The sequence below is a fragment of the Ktedonobacter sp. SOSP1-52 genome, from assembly GCF_016587395.1.
On the sequence record NZ_BNJH01000004.1, the window covers coordinates 187,408 to 207,443 of the forward strand.

Annotated in this window: 17 protein-coding genes; 8 read left to right on the forward strand and 9 right to left on the reverse strand. The window is 53.3% G+C overall.

Annotated features, from left to right (window positions below):
- The first annotated feature begins 81 nt into the window (after positions 1–81).
- Positions 82–1,026, forward strand: coding sequence for a fumarylacetoacetate hydrolase family protein (locus JMJ16_RS35930; protein ID WP_201389480.1), 945 nt, complete (start codon positions 82–84; stop codon positions 1,024–1,026).
- A 65-nt stretch (positions 1,027–1,091) separates the two neighbouring features.
- Here JMJ16_RS35930 and JMJ16_RS35935 read toward each other — a convergent pair whose 3' ends face one another.
- From JMJ16_RS35935 to minC, 5 genes are all read right to left on the reverse strand, one after another.
- Positions 1,092–2,060, reverse strand: a complete 969-nt coding sequence (locus tag JMJ16_RS35935) for a VOC family protein (RefSeq protein ID WP_201389481.1) — start codon at positions 2,058–2,060, stop codon at positions 1,092–1,094.
- Between the two features lie 131 nt (positions 2,061–2,191).
- A complete protein-coding gene (locus JMJ16_RS35940) occupies positions 2,192–2,878 on the reverse strand; it encodes a hypothetical protein (protein ID WP_201389482.1) in 687 nt (228 codons plus the stop codon).
- Positions 2,879–4,153: 1,275 nt separating this feature from the next.
- The gene (minE, locus tag JMJ16_RS35945; protein WP_007908016.1) at positions 4,154–4,513 is read right to left on the reverse strand and encodes a cell division topological specificity factor MinE; all 360 of its coding nucleotides are present in this window, start codon (positions 4,511–4,513) and stop codon (positions 4,154–4,156) included.
- A gap of 12 nt (positions 4,514–4,525) precedes the next feature.
- Complete coding sequence (minD, locus tag JMJ16_RS35950) at positions 4,526–5,362, reverse strand: septum site-determining protein MinD (RefSeq protein ID WP_201370709.1); 837 nt, start codon at positions 5,360–5,362, stop codon at positions 4,526–4,528.
- Between the two features lie 190 nt (positions 5,363–5,552).
- Entirely contained in the window at positions 5,553–6,326 is a 774-nt protein-coding gene (gene minC / locus JMJ16_RS35955; protein ID WP_201389483.1) for a septum site-determining protein MinC, read from the reverse strand.
- A 476-nt stretch (positions 6,327–6,802) separates the two neighbouring features.
- Between minC and JMJ16_RS35960 the strand changes: the two genes are divergently transcribed.
- Both JMJ16_RS35960 and ftsH read left to right on the forward strand, forming a co-directional pair.
- Positions 6,803–7,624, forward strand: a complete 822-nt coding sequence (locus tag JMJ16_RS35960; RefSeq protein ID WP_201389484.1) for a hypothetical protein — start codon at positions 6,803–6,805, stop codon at positions 7,622–7,624.
- Positions 7,625–7,970: 346 nt separating this feature from the next.
- Positions 7,971–10,001, forward strand: a complete 2,031-nt coding sequence (gene ftsH / locus JMJ16_RS35965) for an ATP-dependent zinc metalloprotease FtsH (RefSeq protein ID WP_201389485.1) — start codon at positions 7,971–7,973, stop codon at positions 9,999–10,001.
- A 94-nt stretch (positions 10,002–10,095) separates the two neighbouring features.
- On the opposite strand, the gene JMJ16_RS35970 is transcribed toward ftsH, so the two are convergent.
- Positions 10,096–10,584, reverse strand: coding sequence for a PaaI family thioesterase (locus JMJ16_RS35970; RefSeq protein ID WP_201389487.1), 489 nt, complete (start codon positions 10,582–10,584; stop codon positions 10,096–10,098).
- A gap of 366 nt (positions 10,585–10,950) precedes the next feature.
- Between JMJ16_RS35970 and JMJ16_RS35975 the strand changes: the two genes are divergently transcribed.
- Entirely contained in the window at positions 10,951–11,682 is a 732-nt protein-coding gene (locus JMJ16_RS35975) for a hypothetical protein (RefSeq protein WP_201389489.1), read from the forward strand.
- 73 nt (positions 11,683–11,755) lie between these two features.
- Here the strand turns inward: JMJ16_RS35975 and JMJ16_RS35980 are convergent, their stop codons facing one another.
- Entirely contained in the window at positions 11,756–12,574 is an 819-nt protein-coding gene (locus JMJ16_RS35980; protein WP_201389491.1) for a phosphatase PAP2 family protein, read from the reverse strand.
- Between the two features lie 189 nt (positions 12,575–12,763).
- On the opposite strand from JMJ16_RS35980, the gene JMJ16_RS35985 reads away from it, so the two are divergent.
- Positions 12,764–13,660 carry a GNAT family N-acetyltransferase gene (locus tag JMJ16_RS35985; RefSeq protein ID WP_201389493.1) on the forward strand — a complete coding sequence of 299 codons (897 nt, stop codon included), beginning with the start codon at positions 12,764–12,766 and terminating at the stop codon, positions 13,658–13,660.
- A 69-nt stretch (positions 13,661–13,729) separates the two neighbouring features.
- Here JMJ16_RS35985 and JMJ16_RS35990 read toward each other — a convergent pair whose 3' ends face one another.
- The gene (locus JMJ16_RS35990) at positions 13,730–14,977 is read right to left on the reverse strand and encodes a 3-oxoacyl-ACP synthase III family protein (protein ID WP_201389495.1); all 1,248 of its coding nucleotides are present in this window, start codon (positions 14,975–14,977) and stop codon (positions 13,730–13,732) included.
- Positions 14,978–15,311: 334 nt separating this feature from the next.
- On the opposite strand from JMJ16_RS35990, the gene JMJ16_RS35995 reads away from it, so the two are divergent.
- Positions 15,312–16,025: an MBL fold metallo-hydrolase gene (locus JMJ16_RS35995; protein ID WP_201380950.1), complete on the forward strand. Its 714-nt coding sequence runs from the start codon at positions 15,312–15,314 to the stop codon at positions 16,023–16,025.
- An 18-nt stretch (positions 16,026–16,043) separates the two neighbouring features.
- Here JMJ16_RS35995 and JMJ16_RS36000 read toward each other — a convergent pair whose 3' ends face one another.
- Positions 16,044–17,354, reverse strand: a complete 1,311-nt coding sequence (locus JMJ16_RS36000; protein WP_201389497.1) for an FHA domain-containing protein — start codon at positions 17,352–17,354, stop codon at positions 16,044–16,046.
- Positions 17,355–17,995: 641 nt separating this feature from the next.
- Here JMJ16_RS36000 and JMJ16_RS36005 point away from each other — a divergent pair.
- A complete protein-coding gene (locus JMJ16_RS36005) occupies positions 17,996–18,685 on the forward strand; it encodes a response regulator transcription factor (RefSeq protein ID WP_236600654.1) in 690 nt (229 codons plus the stop codon).
- Positions 18,686–18,966: 281 nt separating this feature from the next.
- Positions 18,967–19,974 carry a hypothetical protein gene (locus tag JMJ16_RS36010; RefSeq protein WP_201389499.1) on the forward strand — a complete coding sequence of 336 codons (1,008 nt, stop codon included), beginning with the start codon at positions 18,967–18,969 and terminating at the stop codon, positions 19,972–19,974.
- The last annotated feature ends 62 nt before the right edge of the window (positions 19,975–20,036 follow it).

Sequence of the window (20,036 nt, forward strand, 5' to 3'; positions counted from 1 at the left end):
GACCAACCTGCATCAGTCCACCAGGAACAGAATGTATGATGTTGTACAATAAGGTAGCAGCAAGAAGGAGGCGTCTCATACATGAGATTTGTAAGTTTTTCCAGCAGCCAGATTCCCAGGGCACACCTGGGCATCCTACGCAACGACGAAGTTCTAGATGTGGACCTGGCGGGCAGAGCCCTGGGCCTGGACGTTCCCGACCAGGTGCTCACATTGATCGAAGACTATGATCGCTACCTGCCAGCGCTCCAGACATTAATGGAGAAGGTACAGTCGCGTAGCTTCCGCGAGGTGAAAACCTTTAGCGAGATTGGTGCAGCCCATACCCTGAATGAGGTCAGGCTGGCGGCCCCCATTCCCAGGCCACGTAAAAATATTTACTGCCTGGCGGTAAACTACAAAGCGCATGCTGAAGAGACCGCCAGTCAGCGCGATCACAAGGGGCAGACACCCAACATCCCCGTATTTTTTACCAAGTCCCCCACCAGCGTCAACGATCCCTACGGCGAGATTGAGCTTGATCCCCAGGTGTCAAGCGAGCTTGATTGGGAAGTGGAACTGGGCGTTATTATCGGCAAGAGAGGCAAGAATATACCTGAAGTCGAGGCGCTTTCGTATGTCTTTGGCTATACCGTGCTCAATGACGTTACGGCGCGCGACTTGCAGAAGCGCCATAAGCAATTCTTCAAGGGCAAGAGCCTGGATGGTAGCTGCCCCATGGGTCCTTGCATCGTAACGGCGGACGAGATCGCGGACCCCCACAATCTGAATCTAAGCCTGCGCATCAATGGCGAGACCAAGCAAGATGGCAACACAAAGATGATGATCTTCAACATCAAGCATGCCATCAGTGTGCTCTCACAAGGCATGACCCTGGAGCCTGGAGATATCCTGGCAACCGGCACACCCAGCGGCGTGGGCTTCACACGTGTACCACCGGAGTTCCTTCAGGAAGGCGACGTGATGGAGTCGGAGGTCGAGGGCATCGGCGTACTCCGCAACCTGGTCGTCGCTGTCAAAAGATAAACCTATTAAAAACAAAAAGTGCTGGTTCGCGTATGCGAACCAGCACTTTTTGTTTTTAATACACCTTAGACATGAGACTCTTCGCGCAGCCAGGAGGGGATTGCCCCCCAGAGATTGAGCGCCGTCTCGCGGGTATGCCAGAGGCGTGGCGGCGTTGTGACATCACGATCATAATACTGGCTCAGGCCAGCAGATAGCTCAATATGCAGACCGTCACTATCGGGGAACTGCAAGAAGAGGTCATCGCCAACGCCGTGGCGTCCCGGCCCCCACAGCAGCGGTACCAGCTGATGACTGAGATAGTCGGCCCAGCCCAGCAGCTCACTGCCATCGGCGATGGTGAAGCCAACATGCTCGATGCCGGTCTGCCCCTCACTCAAGATCAGGCTATGGTGATCGTTGTTACAGCGCAACCAGGCACGCTCGCGCAAGAGCCAGTCTGAGATATCAAAACCCAGAGACTCGGTGTAGAACTCCACCATTTCTTCCAGGCGGTTGGTCTTCAAGGCCACATGTTGCAGGCCATAAGGACGTAGAAGCGCCCGGCGCGTTTTACGGTTGCTAGAGATAGCAGTATACAGTTCGTCAGGCATCACGGAGATTTCGACGCGATTGCCATCGGGATCGTTCAACCAGAGCGCGTCTCCCAGGTCGGGCGCGCCATCGCGTGGTTCAAAGGAGAGTTCAATGCCAGACATTTGCAGGCGTGCCGCCATCGCGGCCAGTTCAGCATCGGTATCAACCGCAAAGGAGAGATGATGGAGGGTGGAGCGCACCACGGGACGCCGTCCATTCGTCGGGAAGACGCGTGTATCATTAAAGATGCTCAGGGCGTGCATCTCCTCGCCTAAGGCGAGGAATATGGCTGCATCCTCTTCCTCAAGATGCTGCTCAAGCGGGCCATCAGCATGCGTATAGAGATCGAATCCCAGAACGCGATGATAGAAACGAGCCTGGGCCTGTACATCCGAAGCCCATAAACCAACATGCACCAAACGCTTGACTTTAACCTTCTGAATTTGCTGATTGCTCAAGGCCCAGCCCTCCTCATTTCTCAGCTATTACGAGTTCTAACTACACCACAGCCTATCATACCTAGCAAAAAGAGGGGGGTCAACGAATTGACCCGAAGGTCATATGTGGGAGCAGGCGCTACTATAGCGCCTTATTCACGCGGCAGCTTCCAGGAATGGCGTGTAGAGTATGGCAGAGTAGAGGCATCCCTCACGCCTTCCTCCTTGTACGGGAACTGGGTTTGTGGAACATCATCTGTCTGCCTTCTTTGTTCTTCATGGAGGAAATGCCGAACGCCACTAGAGGAGAGATCAATCGTATTCATAATACGTACCCGAGAGGTAGAGAGCAGCGGCATAGGCGTCTCAAGCGTGCCTCGCATGATGTGGAAAGGACGATACAACCGCATGGCAGCCTGCATATGACGCATACGCAACATCTTTTTGTAGACCAGCACCACACGAATCTCACGCACAAGAAGCCCTGTTACAGTCCCCGCGATAAAGCACCACGCCACCATCAGCGCCAGGAGCAATATCCAGAGCTGGTAGATGAAGAGAGGCACGCATACACTGAACGCTATCAGCGTCAGTACAGCGAGGCTGGAGGCAAGCATAGAGAGGGCGCGATACTGACGTTGCCTGAGCTTCAGCAAGCGCCCTGGCACATCCAGGCCAGGATACCAGAGACCTTTGAGCCGCAAGAAGCGTCGTTGTTGCGCGACCGGGCTGGTCGAAAGGCTATGGCGCCACTGTAGAGGCCAGATAGCCCGACTGACACGCAAAGCCAGACCTGGTGTCTGCGCACGTCCGACATTGGTAGACATTCCCTTGCACATATTGCTCTCCCCACTTCCCTTCTTACCACGAAAACCACCCCCATTCGGGGACACAGCGGTACCACTGCCGTAGTAGCGCTGCGCGCTCAGGTTTTCGAAAGGTAGTAACCAGTACACCTGGTAAAACAACGGACCAGTAACAGGTGGAAAGCGCTAAAAATAGAGGGGTCCGCGTTTGGTACTGTAAGAGGCCGGGGAAAACAGACTATGTGCTGGTGGCATAGAGTTTCTGCACATAGCAAACGAAAAATAGACGGCAACGAAGTGCCGGCATAGTAACCGAGCACCTCAGTCTCCGGCGTAGTAGACACCTTGCTTGACTCAACACCACCATTTGAGCGGGTACGAGCACACCCAACATCCACGAATGTGACCGCTAAAGCCAGACCTTCGCGCCACCATATACCACCCAACATCACCACCTGCGAAGGGAAAAAGTGCAGTCCTCCAGGAGCTCACGAGCCATTATCTCGCTACATCCCCACACATCCACTCCACCGGCCTGAGATAAAGGCCAGCTCAAAGAGAACTACAGCATTTTGGTCTCTTCCTATCAGAAACCTGAGCGCGGAGCGCTAGCCACGACAGTGGCGCCGCGCCCCCGAATGGGGGTTGGTTTCTGTTTAAGAATCTAGCGTGACATTCCTTTTCCACTCATCCACACCTCAGCCCGCACCAGAGAGCAGAGAAAGGCCGAGACCTCTCAACTCTGGAGACATGAAAGTCCATGTCGCTCTACATGCGTGCTGCGTGCTCGTGAACCACTCAAAGTCCACCCATCCACACCACAAGAAGCAAGTTGCAGGCGATGCAAACGCATCGACCCACGCCAAGGTGTTACTTTACACCGGCACTTCGCTGCCGTACACTGAAACATCTACACTGTAAATATAGCTGTTTCAGCGATATTGGAAAATGGTTTAGTAAGATCACTTCCCATACAAAGCGGATTCGCACAATGTTTTCGATAAAAGGTTTATTTCATTGTCGCTGAACGTATTGTAACATGTGTTATTCCATTTAGCGGTTGTGAAGCTATGAAGATTCAGTTAAGGACAATTAATTTTTTTATGAAGTTCTTAACCATATAAATGAATAATTTATGTATAAAGATATTTCTACTTTTCCCGATTTGCGCTGAACGCACGAGGTAATGTGACGAAGCTTTCATAGTTGAGCTTATAGAAAGCAGAGAGGGAAAAGCCAGCCGCGACACCCTGGACGATGGCTTGCCCTTCCCTCTCTGGATCGATATTGAGTTGTATCGATTACACTTTAAATTTCGGCACTATCCGAATCATCGTCTGCATCTGTGAGGAACACCTTGCCGCGCAGCACGTTTGTCGCAGGAGTATGCGATGGTGGGTCCCATTCAAAACCCACCCGCTGACGTTTGATAGGCACATTCGCCAGCAGCTTATCATAGCCCTCGTCGCGCGAGAAAATAACCTGCATTTGCTCCTCGTCGACATCCAGACGACGTGAAAGCACGCTTGCCAACTCTTGTTTGATCAGTTCCAGTAGCTCTGGATTGAGCTTTAAACGATCATTGACCAGCACCACTTTGAGACGCTCCTTGGCGATCTCGCCTGGTGTCTGCTTCTTCCGACCGACCATAAACTCAAAGACACCCATAACCGGCCCCCTTTAAGACGATTGAGAGCGCAAACGCTTCTCAGCTGAGGCAGGACCAAAGCCTACCAGGCGGCGCAACCGCTCTAGCAGAGACGGAACGTCTGCAACCTCGTCAAGCGGAATCTCCTCGCCCAAAATACGCTGAGCAGCATTCAGGAAGGAGCGGCCAGCACGGGAACGCCGCTCATACACGGCGGGTTCGCCTTTGTTCGTCGCTACAATAATGGCTTCATCCTCAGGGATGATACCCAGCAGGTCGATACCCAACACTTCCAACACATCCGCCACATCCATCATATCGCCTCGTTTCACCATTTCTGGGCGCAGACGGTTCAAGATCAAACGAGGTTCGGGCTTTCCCGCAGCCTCCACCAGGCCAATAATGCGATCCGCATCACGGACCGACGCCATCTCCGGGTTCGCAACAATAATAATTTCATCTGCACCTACAATGGCGTTTCGAAAGCCTTGCTCGATACCGGCAGGGGAGTCAATGACAATGAATTCAAACTCCTGGCGCAACTGTTGGCAGAGCTGCTCCATCTGAACACTGTTCACAGCATTCTTGTCACGTGTTTGCGCAGCAGGGAGAAGATAGAGTTCGGGAAGACGTTTATCCTTGATCAAAGCCTGGCGCAGGCGGCATTGTCCCTCGACAACATCCACCAGGTCATAGACAATCCTATTCTCCAGGCCCAGGACGGCGTCCAGGTTGCGTAGGCCGATATCTGAGTCGACCACGGCCACCTTTTTGCCTTGCATTGCTAAAGCTGTGCCTAGATTCGCGGTTGTCGTGGTCTTACCCACGCCGCCTTTACCCGAAGTAATCGTAATCACCCTGCTGTCCATGCTCTACTCCCAAATGCTAAAACTTGTTCAGCCACTATCGGCTCGGACGTTGCCTTGCGCTCGCATCTCATGCCCGTCCGCATCGTTATCTAGTATACCACGAACCTGCACGTCACCAAAGTTTCAACAAGCCTATCATGGCTAGCCTGACCTACCACAGCACCGCTACCAGAACAGTTTTTATGCCATCTTATTTACGAGGTGGGCGACCATTCATCCAGGTCTCAACAATAATCTGGTTATTGCGTATCATTGCCACTTCAGGATAAGGTTGCACCTCAAAGCCTTCGGGTGGCCTCGAAAGCAGGTGCGCAATTCGTAGCTGCACGGGCGAGAGATAGAGCGAGCAGACGAGGGCCTGGTCGTTATCTGGATAACCTGCATGCACCATGCCTTTGAGCATCCCCCAGACAATGATATCGCCACCAGCCACGATCTCGGCTCCGGGATTGACATCGCCCAGAATGACGACATGGCTGTGATGGCTAATGGCCTGGCCCGAGCGAACCGTACGCCGAATGAAGAGCGCGTCATCAAGCGAACGGGGATCACGCTGCTCATAGACATCTTCACCGGGCGAGGAGGGATTACCCTCGGCCTGCATATCAACCTGCATATCTAACTGGCGTGTCACAACTGCCCTGGGTACTACAATAGGAGGGCGAGAAGGCGTCTCGGGTGTGGGAAACGTAATTGTGCGCGCGTCCCTGCGCGCCTCCGCGGCTTTTTCAAGTGGAGCAACAGACATCTGATATTCGGCCAGGAGCCGTTCTAACTGGATGCGTTCCGTCACACGCAGGTTACGGCGCGTGGTATCCACCGTCAAAGAGGCGCCACGGAAAAAGGCAGGAGCCTCTTCCAGGCGCATCGCTAGCGCCTGGAGTAAATCATTAAATGGGGTTTCTGGCTCTAGCGTCAGGAGCAAGCCACTACGAGTTCCTTTGATAGCGATATTCGCTGACACCGTTTGTATCTCCTCCCTATGCTGCCCATACGGTTGCCTTTTGACCTGAAACGCTTCGCGAAGCGATTGTTCCTCCATACCCAATGCAGTCCCCATATTCCTAACGAAAGCAACACGGCGTCCATAGAGAACACCAAACAACTAGATCAATTGTGGCGCATATGTCTACATAGATATGCGTCTTAGACTACATACAGTATAAGCTTGCCGTGATTAAAACGCAATAGAGCATACGAGTTTTGGGTCGTAATAGGATTACTGGCTGATATTACCTCAAATGGCGCTACTTTCCATGCTTCCTGTTCTAATACTGTAGCATAGAGCAGGCAGAAAGCGAGACCAGCCTGCTAAAGTGGTAATATGAAAGCGTGCAGTAGCACACATCTATCGTCCCCGATGACATAACCCACTTTTCAAAACGCAATTTTTACAGAAGGAGGATGCGCAGCTACTCTAGTTAGCAGGCGCACAATACAATGGCTGCATTTACGCAATTTCCTATGCCCAACGAACGCGTCATTACCAGTGGAACCACCACTATCGCGGTCATGCCTGAGATCAACCTGGTATCACATTTCCAGGTTGGCGACTGGCAGATACTCTACCGGGCCTCGGAGACGGGGAATGTCAAGCGCTGGGGTATTCCCCTGATGATCCCTAACTTCGGGCGGCTAAAAGATGGCCTCTTTGAAGAGAAAGGAACCACCCTCCCGATGCATGGCTTCGGGCGCAACTTGCCCTGGTCGGTCGCGGAGCACACCGAGACGAGTATTCGCCTCCAGCTTACAAGCAGTGAGGCTACACGCGCAAGCTATCCCTATGATTTCGTCTTTACCAGTGAAATCGTGGCAGGCGAGGGAAGCCTTACCTATACGCTCACAATGGAGAATAAGAGCGATGAAACAATGCCTATCGCGCCCGGCTTTCACCCTTATTTCGCCCTGGACCAGGGGGAGAAGTCTCGCGTAGTTGTCAATGGTCTCGAAGGTTTCGATGCCAGCACGATCCACTGGGACACCAATCCGCCCGATAATTACTACCCCTTCAGCCAGCAGGGCAGCTTCGAGTTTCCACAACGCGGCACTCTACGCATCGCAGAGGTTCCACACGCTGGACGCTATCTGCTCAAAGAGATGCAGGTCTGGTCGGAGCCAGTCACGGCGCCCGATCACGAGTTTATCTGCTTTGAGCCAATTGTGACCCACGAGAATGGCCTTAACCGTCCCCAGGACCGACTCAATATCGCCTCCCATACCCAGCAACAGATCACCCTACACTTGCAAGCACAACCTCGCTAAACCCCTCTAAACATTGTAGGGTCCAAGCTGGCTTGGACCCTACAATGTTTTTTTGACTGCAACGTTGCAGTCCTCTCTATCGTAGAGATAGTAGCATGTGTAGCAACGTGGAGGAGCGAGCGCATAAACACCACAAGAGCAGGTAACCCGACCTCTTCTTTCCAGGAGTCATATCACCAGAGATAAGAGTACGGTGTACCGGTAGCAGCTACGTTTATGCGTGCATTTCCCATGCCAGTACGCTATAATAAGGCATGCTATACGCTAACTCAAACATATCCAATTTCAACACCACACTCACTTCAGGGGACATATATGTCTGAGGCCCAGAAAGCAGGTAATTCTTATGGACAGACAGCCGGGGAATAGATACTGGCTTCAAAATAACAACGATAGGCAGCAAATACGCCCGGGTGGCCCTCCCAACAATAATGGGCAGAATCAACAGCCACGACCATCCAACCGGCTCAATTCTGTGTTGCTAGCCCTCGTTGTTGTTATGCTGGGCCTGGCTCTTTTCAACTTTTTCAACAACGCCAGCCAGAACACTACCAACTCGTCACAAAGCAACGATTTAAGCTATACGCAATTTTATCAGCAAATCCAACAGAAGAACATCAAGTCTGCCACGATTGTAGGGCAAAGCGACATCACGGGTACGTTGCGCGAACCTTTTAAGGGCAAGCCAAATTTCCATGTCTACCAGCTTCCCAACGGGGATGACAAGCTGGCACAGAATCTGATTCAGAGCGGGGCTACGGTCACCTATCAGCCGCCACCTGACAATTCGTTCTGGCTGAACCTGCTTATCGCATCCATACCCTGGATCTTCCTGATTGGCTTTATCTTCTTCCTGACACGCCGCGCCTCACAGGGGCAGCAGGGCATCTTTAGCTTCGGCAAGAGCCGCGCTAAACTGATCCTTGAGGATCGCCCCAGCACTACCTTCGCGGACGTCGCAGGCGTGGACGAGTCAAAATATGAGCTTCAGGAAGTTGTTGAGTTTCTCAAGACACCCCAGAAGTTCCAGCGCCTGGGCGGTAAGATCCCTCGCGGTGTGCTGCTGGTAGGCCCTCCAGGAACCGGTAAGACGCTGCTGGCGCGCGCGGTCGCTGGTGAAGCTGGTGTTCCCTTCTTCTCAATGAGCGGCTCTGAGTTTGTCGAGGTTCTCGTAGGTGTCGGCGCCAGCCGTGTCCGCGACCTCTTTGACCAGGCGAAGAAGGCTTCACCCAGCATCATCTTCATTGACGAAATTGACGCCGTTGGTCGCCAGCGCGGTTCAAGCATCAACACCAATGATGAGCGCGAGCAGACCCTGAACCAGTTACTCGTTGAGATGGATGGCTTCGATGCCCGCCAGGCAGTCGTCGTGGTCGCCGCCACGAACCGCCCGGATGGACTCGACCAGGCGCTGCTACGCCCGGGCCGCTTTGATCGACGTGTTACCGTCGACCGCCCCGACTGGAATGGTCGTCTCGCCATCTTGAAGATTCATACGCGTACTGTCCCCCTGGCACCCGATATCAACCTGACGGCTATCGCCCGCAGCACGACTGGCATGGTTGGTGCGGACCTGGCCAACCTGGTCAACGAGGCCGCGATTATCGCGGCACGCCGTAACCTGGATTATGTCACACAGCCCAGTTTCGACGAGGCTCTAGACAAGATTCTGCTGGGTGCCGAGCGTCCACTCGTGCTGAGCGATGCGGACCTCGATGTGACAGCCTATCATGAGGGCGGGCACGCGCTTGCAGGCCTGGTTACCGAGGAATGCGATCCCGTTACCAAGGTTACCATTGTCCCACGCGGGCAGGCCCTGGGCGTGACTATGTCGACTCCGCTTGATGATCGCTACAACTACTCCAGGGAGTACTTGCTGGCCCAGCTCGTCTACGCCCTTGGTGGTCGAGCCGCTGAACAGGTCATTTTTGACCGCATTACCACAGGCGCGGAGAACGATCTGCAACGCGTTACGCAGATCGCGCGGCAAATGGTAGCTCGCTGGGGTATGAGCGAGCGCCTGGGTACAGTCTCCTTCAGCGAGCGTCAGAGCCCCTTCATGGGCGGCGATATGGGCAATCCGACCGATTATAGCGAGGAAACGGCCCAGATCATTGACGAAGAGGTGTCGCGCATCATCAATGAATGTTATGAGCGCACCCTCAACGTCATGCGCACCTATCGTCCGGCTCTCGACCGGATCGCGAAAGATCTGCGCACGCACGAAACCATTGACGCCAAACAACTACATACGATTATGGAGAGCACGGGAGCACCCATCGCTTCCACCCAGCTCCACCCAACCCCACAGCAGGTACAGGTCGTCGAGGCCCCTCCTCCTCCCGCCTCACTCCTCCAACCACCCGAGATGCAATAGAAGGTAGAGAAAAGCGAAGAGCCGTGCGGCCCTGAACAGGACCGCACGGCTCTTCGCTTTTCTCTACCTGGGGTAAGTAGTGTGGTGCGAGAAGTTACGCTTCAGGCAGAGAGGAAGTAAAAAAATCACGCATGCCAGGATACTCTTGCATAATCTCATCAATAACCTGGTTCGATAGTGCCATAAAGGTTCCATGTGCCTCGGCCAGCACGACACTCTCGTCCTCCGCCAGGGTAAGATAGCCAGATGCCTGCGACATACGCCCTCGCTGGAGACCAAGCTTCGCCCGGACACGCAACAGAGGTCCATAGGGAACATAGCGTCGATAGCGCACATCCAGGCGCCCGGTCATTGTCCAGGCGGGCGTATCGGTAAGCATAGTGGTGCGATTAAGGGCCTCATCTAGCACAGCGGCAACAATGCCACCATGAATGACTCCTGGGAACCCCTGGTGCTCAGCCGCAGGCCGAAAGTCCGAGACCACCGTATCCCCATCCAGGCTAAATACCATTTTGAGGCCATAGGGATTCCGTTGGCCACACACAAAACAGAGCTGATAATCAGTCGTATCATTCAATTCCATGATTATATCGTTCCTAACGTTTCTTTGGCATAAGCAAAGCGAGTCTCTTCTCCCCGGTTGAGTCTATCATAGTTACTGAGAAGGGGCAAACGTGCAGCCATCTACGGCCAGAGGCACAGAGAGCGAAACTACCCAGCACCCCTACACGTGCTTAATACAACGAACATCTCTTGCCTGGCGGGTTGCCTCTTGCCAACTGCCGTCACTATGGAGTATCTTTCTCATAATAGCTGTCACTATTCGCGCCCCCGAACCCAACAACAGTACGCGTATACTACTCCAGGTTGACAGCTTCAGGTATTTTTGCAGCCAGGCAATCGTTGTTATGTAGACGTCCGTGCATAGTTTTAGGAAGAGAAGTGCATTATGACAGTTACCAATCACGTGCAGGCCGCATCTCCCACTAATCAGAAAAAAGAGCGAAAAAAGCTCGCCAAGCGCGAAGCCAGGCTTATGCTAAAAATTGAAGAGGGCAAGAAAGAGGCTCAGAAGGCGGAGCAAAAGGTAGCCAAAGCTCAACAGCGCCTCGAGGAGGCTCAGGTGGCGCTCCACAATTTAGAGATGCAGCTACAACAGGTGCAAAGCGCGCTGGAGTCCATTCCAGGTAAGAAGAAAAACAACAAAGCTGCCAATGAAACAAATGAGCAGCCTCCTATCACATCCTCCGCACCTATCCTTGAGGAATTGACAGACACTCCCGTGACAAACACACTCGAGCAGGAGCGCGCAGCGCTCCACGCCGGATCAGTCGCCCAGGACGAGCCAGCACCCGAGCCAGTTCCCTTGAACGATATTCTTCAGGAGCTAACCCAGGAACACACCCCAGAAACCGTTTCAGCGCTCGACAACAGCCATGCGGAACCCGCAAACCAGGACAACACAGAGGAGCAGCCCGCCACACAGGCCAGCGTAGATCAACCACAGACCCAGGGAGAAGAAAATGAGTCCTCCCCATCCTCAAGCACAGAGGACGCGCCAACCACACAGGATCAGGCAGAGACACAAGAAGAGGATGAAACAGACGAGCAGGAAGAGGCGCCAGAGCACGAGACATCCACTGGCCATAGCCATCGTCGCAGACGAAGCACTAACGCGTAAGTAGCATATACACAGAGAGGAGGGGAACGGCCATGTGATGCCGTTCCCCTCCTCTCTGTGTACCAGGCAGATCTTATGATGAATGGGCTGGATGAGCCTTAGCGGGCGCGGGCGTATGCTTATACTCAAGCACCCCTCGGCGCTTCAGGCGTCCATAGATCCAGAGCGTTATGGAGAGCAAGAAGAGGCCAATCATATAGGCCCCCAGCACATCCGAGGCCCAGTGGTCGCCAAGATAGACACGTGATGGCCCGACCAGGATCACAAACAATGCAGGTACAATCAGCAATACATAGTGCCACCAGCGGTCACGCTTAAAGAGAATCACCCCGAAGGAGAAGAGCAGGCCCCAGAAGGCAACATACCCCATCACATGCCCACTGGGAAAGCTTTTGCCGCCAGCGGCCTGTAGGATCTCGACCAGGTTGGTTGTCGGGCGTGGGCGTCCAATCCAGGCTTTGAACAGACCATTCAAGAGCGAACTCACAGTGGTATGCACGATGAGAATGATCGCCTCCAAACGCAAATTGACGACCCAGAAGATAACCGCCATGACAACTATTAGCAGAATCGACAGCATAAGACTGGTCCCAATATAGCTAACAGCCGTCATCAACACATCTAACCACGGAGTCCGTAACTCCTGAAATTCCTGCGTAATAAACACATCGATATTGAGGACGGCATTAAAATGCACATAGGCGGCCAGGGCGCCAAAAAGCACAAGCATAATGGCATCAAACGTGATCAAGAAACTCGTCTTGCGTAAGACGCTCCACCAGGGAGAGCGCGACTCCTCTACCTCCTGCTGTGCCTTCTGTACAGCCTCCTGAGCATGGCCCTCAAGCTCTTTTACTGCCTCATCTTTAGAAAGTGGATTCTTTTCTGGCATGGCCTCCTCCTCTATGCCTCTAGCTAACTCTCTATCAAAAGTTGTAGTTGTCTACAGCGGAAATCATCTTTACGGATAGGTAAACGATACATATAGCACGTCCAGGGCTGAGCAATAGTTGCGGAATATATTGACGAAAATGACGTTTTCTCGCTATAGTCAACATAGGAAAGGGAGGTATCACTGGTCATGTCACACATTGAAGTACGACCGGCACAGGCAGAGGACCGCGAGGCGGTTCTGGCCTTCTGCGCACATACATGGGAACATGGAGATTATATCGAGCACGTCTGGAATGAATGGCTACAGAATCCAGCAGGGCAGCTCATCGTAGCTACGGTTGATAAACAACCTGCGGCCCTGGTGCATATGGAGATGCTTACGCCCGAGGACGCCTGGCTTGAGGGCCTGCGCGTCGCTCCAGAATTTCGCCGCCAGGGCCTGGCACGCAAAGTAAATGAGGCCGCGCTGACCGAGGCAATGCGGCGCGGTGCGCAATATGCACGTATGGCCATTTCACATATCAATGAGCGCTCGCAGCAGGTGAGTGAAGGGGGATATTTTCGCCGCGTGGGGGCCATTCTCCCCTTTAATACCCAAGCCACGCCCGAGAAAATCACGCGTGTACATGGCAGCGATAAACCGCGCCTGGCCACGCTTGAGGACCTGGACGCCATCATTGACTTCTTAAATGCCTCGAATATCTTTCCTATTGTCGGAGGTCTCTACTACCTGCGCTTCCGCGCTTACCCCATCACGGCAGAGTTTCTAGAGAAAAAAATCAAGGCGCAGCAAATTTATGTTCTTCATCGCTGGGAACGCCTGGATGGGCTGGCCATCTTTGAGGTGCGCGAGAACCCAACAGTAAGTCTCTCAATCGGGTACATCGACGGAACCGCCATAGAAGCCATCAGCCTCATCGGCAACGAGCTACTCCAGCATGCAATCGAGATAGAGATCGAAAACGTACGCATCTACGCGCCCGACCTGGTTATTATGCGTGATGCCTTCGCGGGCCTGGGCTGTGAAGAGGCCATTGCCGAAGACAGCGAAGTCTATTATACCTACGAGCGAGGACTTTTTTAACTGATGAAGAATATAATGACGTTGGCAGCCTGCGGCTGCCAACGTCATTATATTCTTCATCAAAAATTTCTAAGCGGGGTCGATCACAGCATCTACGTTTTTCAATCCTTGATAACGTACAAGCCAGCAGCCATAGTTAAGCCCCCCACCTACCGCGGGGAGCGCTAGCCACTCACCAGGATGCAGGCGGTCATTGCGCAACAGCTCAACCAGTGCGGTGCCAATACTCGCGTTGGAGAGGTTGCCATAGTAGCGGAAGTTATCGGCCAGTTTCCCCATGGTAGACTCAGGCCAGCCATAATCATTCATCAGCAGCTCGCCCATGCGACGCGTAATGCGTGAGTTAGCCTGGTGAGGCACGATATGCTTCACATCATCATACTGCAAGCCCGAGTGACGCAGGAGCGCATCTACAGACTCTGCCATGGCCCGGGGAGCCTCACGAAAGACCTCTTTGCCATTCATCTTGGTATAGCCCACATGGTACTGCGAGAGAAGCTGGCTTAGCTCTTTGCCCTTGCCCTCTTTGAAGAGCTGGCGAATCCGCAGATCGACCTCGGCCATCTCCACCGAGTCTTTACGCAGCGGCGTCTGGTAGAAGAGGGAAGCCGCCTGGCGAGCATCAGAACCATTAATGACATAGGTTGGCTCGTCGCCACGCTCCAGAATGTAGGCCACGGCCCCCTCGCCAAAGAGCGAACTGGTCTTCCAATCCAACACATTCATGATGTTGGGGAGTAGGCCCTCAGACATCACCAGCAACACGCGCCTGGCAGAGCTGGCGGCCAGTACCTCGGCACAGACCTGGAAGGCCTCCGTCTGGCAAGCACAGGCGCCCCGCAGCATGGTTGCGCGAATAGTTGGGATACCCAGGCGCATTCCCACCCAGCCTGCAATCGTCGGAAAGGCATCATTATCGGATGAGGAGGCACCAATGATTGTATCTATATCTGTGGCTTCCAGGCCCGCACTCGCCAGGGCGCGCTTCGTAGCCACAACCGCCATATCAACAAGCGACTCATCTTCGGCCGCTTCGGGATCATCGATCAGGCCGGGAGCATCGCTACCAGCCATCCTCCGGCACAGAGCCATTGTACTGGCGCGGACATAACGGGTGCTCAAACCAGTAACGCGCTCCAGATCCTCCGCCTTACGCGGATCACCAAGACAGGTCGAAATATACGCGAAAAATTCGTTTGTGATAATACCTTTAGGAGAATAATTCCCCAAACCCACAAGGCGAACCTGGGATTTGGTATAGGTCTGTGGCACAGCATAGGTATAGTGCGGCCATTGACCCTCAGGGGCTAGTGTCATTCGAAAAAGAACCTCCGTATCGAGGATGTACCACCTAATTTACCGTAAGTATAACATATGAGATCACTCCCTGCGTATAAGCTGATCTACGATGGGAGGCGGCCTCGTTTTCGGTAAGGGCAGAGAAAAAAAAGCGTACAGTACATGGGAGTTTGCTCCTAAATAAGCATCTCATTGCTTTGTAGCAGGCCAGGTTTTATAATGCATTCTATCCAGGTCGTTAAAACATACCCTGTGCCCTCATCACCCTATATAGCTCTTCTTAGCAGATACAGGGCAAGCCAGCAAGCATCCAGGGAACCCGATTGAAGGAAAGGAATGCATCCTAGAGCCTATGCATCCAACCAAAGCCAGGATGGTGCACACCATCACAGATCGCTTCTCTATGGCCAACACCTACCTCATCAACGATGAGCGCCTGGTGGTCGTCGACCCTGGTTCTGAGTTGAATGTGCGCCTGCTCCACCACTACATTCAGCGCATTCTTGGTCGCAGCCCTCAAGACATAGACCTGGTTGTCTTTACCCACCTCCATCCCGATCATACGGCAGGTCTCGCGGCGCTCAAAGCCATCTGCTCGGCCCCCGTTGCGGCCTCGGCCCTGGTTAAGCAGCTCGCGCTCGATAATGAGAGCAAGGGAAATGTCCTGCCACGCATCAGCCATTTCGCCGGGCGGATGCTACCGGACTCCTTGCAACACCTCGATCTCTTCCCACCAGCCTATCTCCAGCAGATGCAATTGGTTGATATCTGGCTAGAGGATATTACGGGACTGCCTGAGCATCCTGAGTGGCGCGTCATTGCCAGTCCCGGGCATACTCCCGAAAGCCTCTGCCTCTACAATCCCTTCTCTCTGGAATTAATCTGTGGAGATACAGTGCTCACTAATGAAAGTGAGAGGCCACGTCTACGCGCCGGAGCTAACCGCCACCTCTTACGCGAGACGCTGCACGTCCTCCGTAGCCTGGATATTCGCTACCTCTATCCTGGCCACGGGCGACCCATCCTCTCGCTCCACCCACTTCAACGCTATGAAATTGCGTGGTAAACTCGTTCGCGTGGAGCACTACTTCTGGCGGCTAGGAAGCTTGATAGGAGCGGGGCCAATGCCACTAATAGGCGCGGTATAGGGCCGGGGTGTGATCAGATGTGGCAGAGAAGAAGTATGAGCCACCAGCATCGAGATATACTCCAGGCGAATGTTGCCTACAGAGACGATATCGCCGCCTTGGAGCAAGCGAGGCTTGGTCAGGTACTCATCGTTGACGCGTGTTCCATTCCGGCTATTGAGATCCTGCACATAGTCGCCATCGGCCTGGCGCAAGAATTGAGCATGCCGACGTGAGATCGAAGAGTCATTGATCACGATATCGCTCTCGATACCGCGCCCAATCGAGAGAACGGCCCGTTCGAGCATAAAGCTACGACCCACCAGTTCACCATCGCAAATGGTCAGCGCACCTCCCAGATTTGTCGAGGTCTGAAAAGGAGTTGGCGGCCTTGTTACCTCAGCAGTGTCCTTCCAATCTTCCGTTACGCGACCCGAAAAGAGGACCGAAGCTCGGTCGGTGAGTGGCCTGGTTGCAGGCAGATCACGACTATTTCCGGTAGGGGTGTCCTGACCCAGTTCACTGGTCAGGCGCCATTTGTGGTGCGCAAGAGGGTCACTCTCCTCTAACGAGGCCTCTTGAGACTCAGCCAACGCGAAGATAAAGCGGTGTGAGCCAACTTCAAGCAAGTCATTATGCTCCAGGCGTGCAAAGCCTTTGACACGCTGACCGTTGAGCGAGAGGCCATTCATGCTCCCACAATCCGTCACAAAGACCATGCCACGGTCCCACACGATCTCGGCATGGTGGCGCGAGACCATATCGTCATCCAGCCAAATATCGCAGTTCTCATCGCGTCCAATCGTCATGATCGCACGCTTGAAAGCCAGGCGCTGGCCTTGAAAGTTTCCATTCCGATACTCTAGCCAGGCCCAGGGCGTCTCCTCACCAAAGACCAGCGACACGGGGTTACCTGGTATATAGCGGGGAGGAACATACGATGCGCTAGTGGAATTCGAGCGTGTAGCAGCGGTCTGCACAGATGTGGATCTAAGGAGAGATTCCGCGACACGCGGTCGCGCTAGCGCCAGAAAGAGGGCGCTGGCCCCTATGGGTAGCAACCAACCACAAATAGCGAGATAAGCCAGGACGATCAGCGCCTCTAGAAATGAGAGCGAGGCACGTGTGGTATGAAAATAAAGCGCATACCATATAAAGGCAGGAATTACCAGCAGGGCCGCTATTATGCAGGCGAAAGAGACAGCCAGAAGCTGACGCCGTGCCCCACGTTTGCGTATGTAGGCATAGAGAATATTGCCCACGAGCATACATAGGCAGCAGGCGACTCCACCGTAGCTACCAAGATAAAACCAGGTTGGGAAACTTGCTGTATTCGTTGTCTGCCTCCCTCAAGGAGCCATCCACTGCCCGCTTTTATCACAACGAGGCGCATGTCCTCGCTCCAAGCCCCGCATTCAAAGCGGGGGTACATGACTCCCAGCGTACACACATTCTTAGAGGATAGCTTCAGAAAAATGATATCATCTTGTTTCACCACAGACAAAATAGTAGGACTTGTGGGTGAAGTAGAAAATGCTTAAGATGCACATACGCCTTTCTACCTCTTCCTTTGCGCATTTTTAGGAACCATCTCCACTGGGGCGAGCTTGTGAACCGGGATAGATAAGGGAGAGCAGGCTTTTGCGAGACACTGCTGGGCATATGGCCAGCGAAATAAACCTGGAGGCGGATCAAATTGCCGTAATAAACAGAGCCAATTGCCCAAAAGAACTATTGATCATGACTATTCCTGTCACACATTGTATCATTATGTTACTCTCATAGTTGCGTCCCGTTGGGAACGTGAGACGCAGAAATGATGAGTAACGTGTCTATAAGAAGACACGTCTGTACATCCTTGCATTGTAACGTAGGCCTGTAGTGTAGGAGGAAAACGTACGTGAAGATCATGGTAGCGGACGATGACCGCGACATGGTAGATATGCTGAGCTACTGGCTCAAAGGGCATGGCTACGAGGTCATACGCGCCTTTGATGGCGAGCAGGCAATCAAGCGTTGGCGCGAATCATTACCAGACCTGGTGATTTTAGATATTCAGATGCCTAAACTTGATGGTTTCGAGGTCTGTCGCCAGATGCGTAACGAAACCAACTCTATGGTACTTATCTTGACTGCTCACGACCGCGAAGACGACGAAGTCCGTGGCCTGGAACTGGGTGCTGATGACTATTTGCGCAAACCCTTCAGCCCAAGACAGCTCCTGGCACGCATTAAAGCCGTTATGCGCCGCGCAGGCAATGTACGCGGGGCCGCGGGCACCTCTACAGTTACTGTTGGACCAATTACGCTTGATGCGATGCGGCATGAGGTCACACGCGATGGCGTCAAAGTTCGCCTTACTCCTACTGAAAGCCGTTTACTCCATTTGCTTATTACCAATACAGGCCAGGTCTTGACCACAGATATGATCATCGAACGTGTCTGGGGCTACGATGAAACCGGTGACTCAGGCCTGGTGAAGACCCACATCCGCCACCTGCGCCAGAAAGTAGAGCCCTCTCCTAATAGCCCTCGTTTTATTATGACGGTTCCAGGAGTAGGCTATACCTTCACTGCCCCTGTGGCTATAGAACCTTAACCCGGCCCCTTAAGCTTTCAATCAGGCTACAAGCGACGACAACAATCAGGTATCCAGCCATACGCGAGACGGCAATACATGGTTGGATACCCCTCTAGAACACATTCCTCTCGCCCTGCTTCTTAACCTGCCTTGGTGAATCTTAACCACTCTGTAACACATTAACCATCACACCTTCGTCTTCTTCAATGATACACTTCCCTATATCCATTTGGGCAAATACACAGAAACAGTCAGGAGCCTCATGCCCCAAGGCAGGGGTATCCAGAGGCGGAGGTCTGATGATTACAAGACTAACAACAGGCGAGGCAGCCTCCGAGAAGCAGCATCTCAAGCGTGCAAGCATAAAATCAGCCCGAGGTAGGCGAGCTGTGCGGTATCAGGGCGACCCCTGCACCTGCCAACTTTTGCCGCTCATGCATATAGAAGCGCTTCAAGAAACAAGAGAAGCAGAAGAGCCTCTTCTGGAGAACATTTTACTCCCAACAGAGCTGTTGCAGGAGGTACAACAACACATTCAGGAGTTGTTGGCACAGAGACAGTCCTTCAGCCTTTTTGCCCTGCATATTGTGCAAGTTGAACGCCGAAACACCTATGATGCCACCACACATAAGTATGTGTTCAGGCCTCCATGTTGCAGCCATCCGGCACCTGGTTTTATGAACCAACTCGAAGACAAGATCAAAGCCGTCCTACGTGGTAGTGATCAACTACGCACACACGGCGAAGGGAGCGCTCTGCTCTTCCTCCCAGGTGTTGGATCTGGAGGCGCCTACAACATTCTGGAGCGTATTTATGCACAGGTAGACCTGCTGGAGGCGGAGACGATAATTCCTCCCCTACGACATGAAACACATATTGTCATCGGGTATGCCTCCTTCCCCGAGCAGCAAGAGACCTATGAGGGCTTTCTCCAGCAGTTAGGGCGTTGCGCGCGACGCGTCACCTTGAAGCCACGTATGCTCTTACCAATCAGCGCCGCACACAGCAGGCATAGTAACCTGTATCATCAGCCGCCAGCATACGAGGCAGCAATGCCATCCTCAGTCCCGTTTATGCACCTGCCAACCTGCCTGCCCAGGCGTTTGACACGCCTCATCCCCCACAGGGTCGCCTGCACCTTGCGCTGCGTACCAGTAGGTCGTGAACAACAGGCGCTAACTGTAGCCCTGGCCGACCCCTCGAATCGCGAGAGTCTCGACTACCTGGCTCAGCTTACGCATATGACAATCTTTCCCGTGGCTTGCAAGCACGAGGAACTTGACATACTACTAGCCACAAAGTGGTAGTAGGAGTTACAAAGAAACCGAAAAAGGATATAATCAGAAAAAGGGAGACGAAGAACGTCTAG

Excerpts from the sequence above, each read along its gene's own strand:
- JMJ16_RS36000 (WP_201389497.1), bottom strand. The coding sequence starts at position 17,354 with ATGCTCGTGGGCAATATTCTCTATGCCTACATACGCAAACGTGGGGCA.
- JMJ16_RS35970 (WP_201389487.1), bottom strand. The coding sequence starts at position 10,584 with ATGGAATTGAATGATACGACTGATTATCAGCTCTGTTTTGTGTGTGGC.
- JMJ16_RS36010 (WP_201389499.1), top strand. The coding sequence starts at position 18,967 with ATGATTACAAGACTAACAACAGGCGAGGCAGCCTCCGAGAAGCAGCAT.
- JMJ16_RS35940 (WP_201389482.1), bottom strand. The coding sequence starts at position 2,878 with ATGTGCAAGGGAATGTCTACCAATGTCGGACGTGCGCAGACACCAGGT.
- JMJ16_RS35995 (WP_201380950.1), top strand. The coding sequence starts at position 15,312 with ATGCATCCAACCAAAGCCAGGATGGTGCACACCATCACAGATCGCTTC.
- minD (WP_201370709.1), bottom strand. The coding sequence starts at position 5,362 with ATGGACAGCAGGGTGATTACGATTACTTCGGGTAAAGGCGGCGTGGGT.
- JMJ16_RS35990 (WP_201389495.1), bottom strand. The coding sequence starts at position 14,977 with ATGACACTAGCCCCTGAGGGTCAATGGCCGCACTATACCTATGCTGTG.
- JMJ16_RS36005 (WP_236600654.1), top strand. The coding sequence starts at position 17,996 with ATGGTAGCGGACGATGACCGCGACATGGTAGATATGCTGAGCTACTGG.
- JMJ16_RS35930 (WP_201389480.1), top strand. The coding sequence starts at position 82 with ATGAGATTTGTAAGTTTTTCCAGCAGCCAGATTCCCAGGGCACACCTG.
- JMJ16_RS35980 (WP_201389491.1), bottom strand. The coding sequence starts at position 12,574 with ATGCCAGAAAAGAATCCACTTTCTAAAGATGAGGCAGTAAAAGAGCTT.
- JMJ16_RS35985 (WP_201389493.1), top strand. The coding sequence starts at position 12,764 with ATGTCACACATTGAAGTACGACCGGCACAGGCAGAGGACCGCGAGGCG.
- ftsH (WP_201389485.1), top strand. The coding sequence starts at position 7,971 with ATGGACAGACAGCCGGGGAATAGATACTGGCTTCAAAATAACAACGAT.
- JMJ16_RS35975 (WP_201389489.1), top strand. The coding sequence starts at position 10,951 with ATGACAGTTACCAATCACGTGCAGGCCGCATCTCCCACTAATCAGAAA.
- minE (WP_007908016.1), bottom strand. The coding sequence starts at position 4,513 with ATGGGTGTCTTTGAGTTTATGGTCGGTCGGAAGAAGCAGACACCAGGC.
- JMJ16_RS35960 (WP_201389484.1), top strand. The coding sequence starts at position 6,803 with ATGGCTGCATTTACGCAATTTCCTATGCCCAACGAACGCGTCATTACC.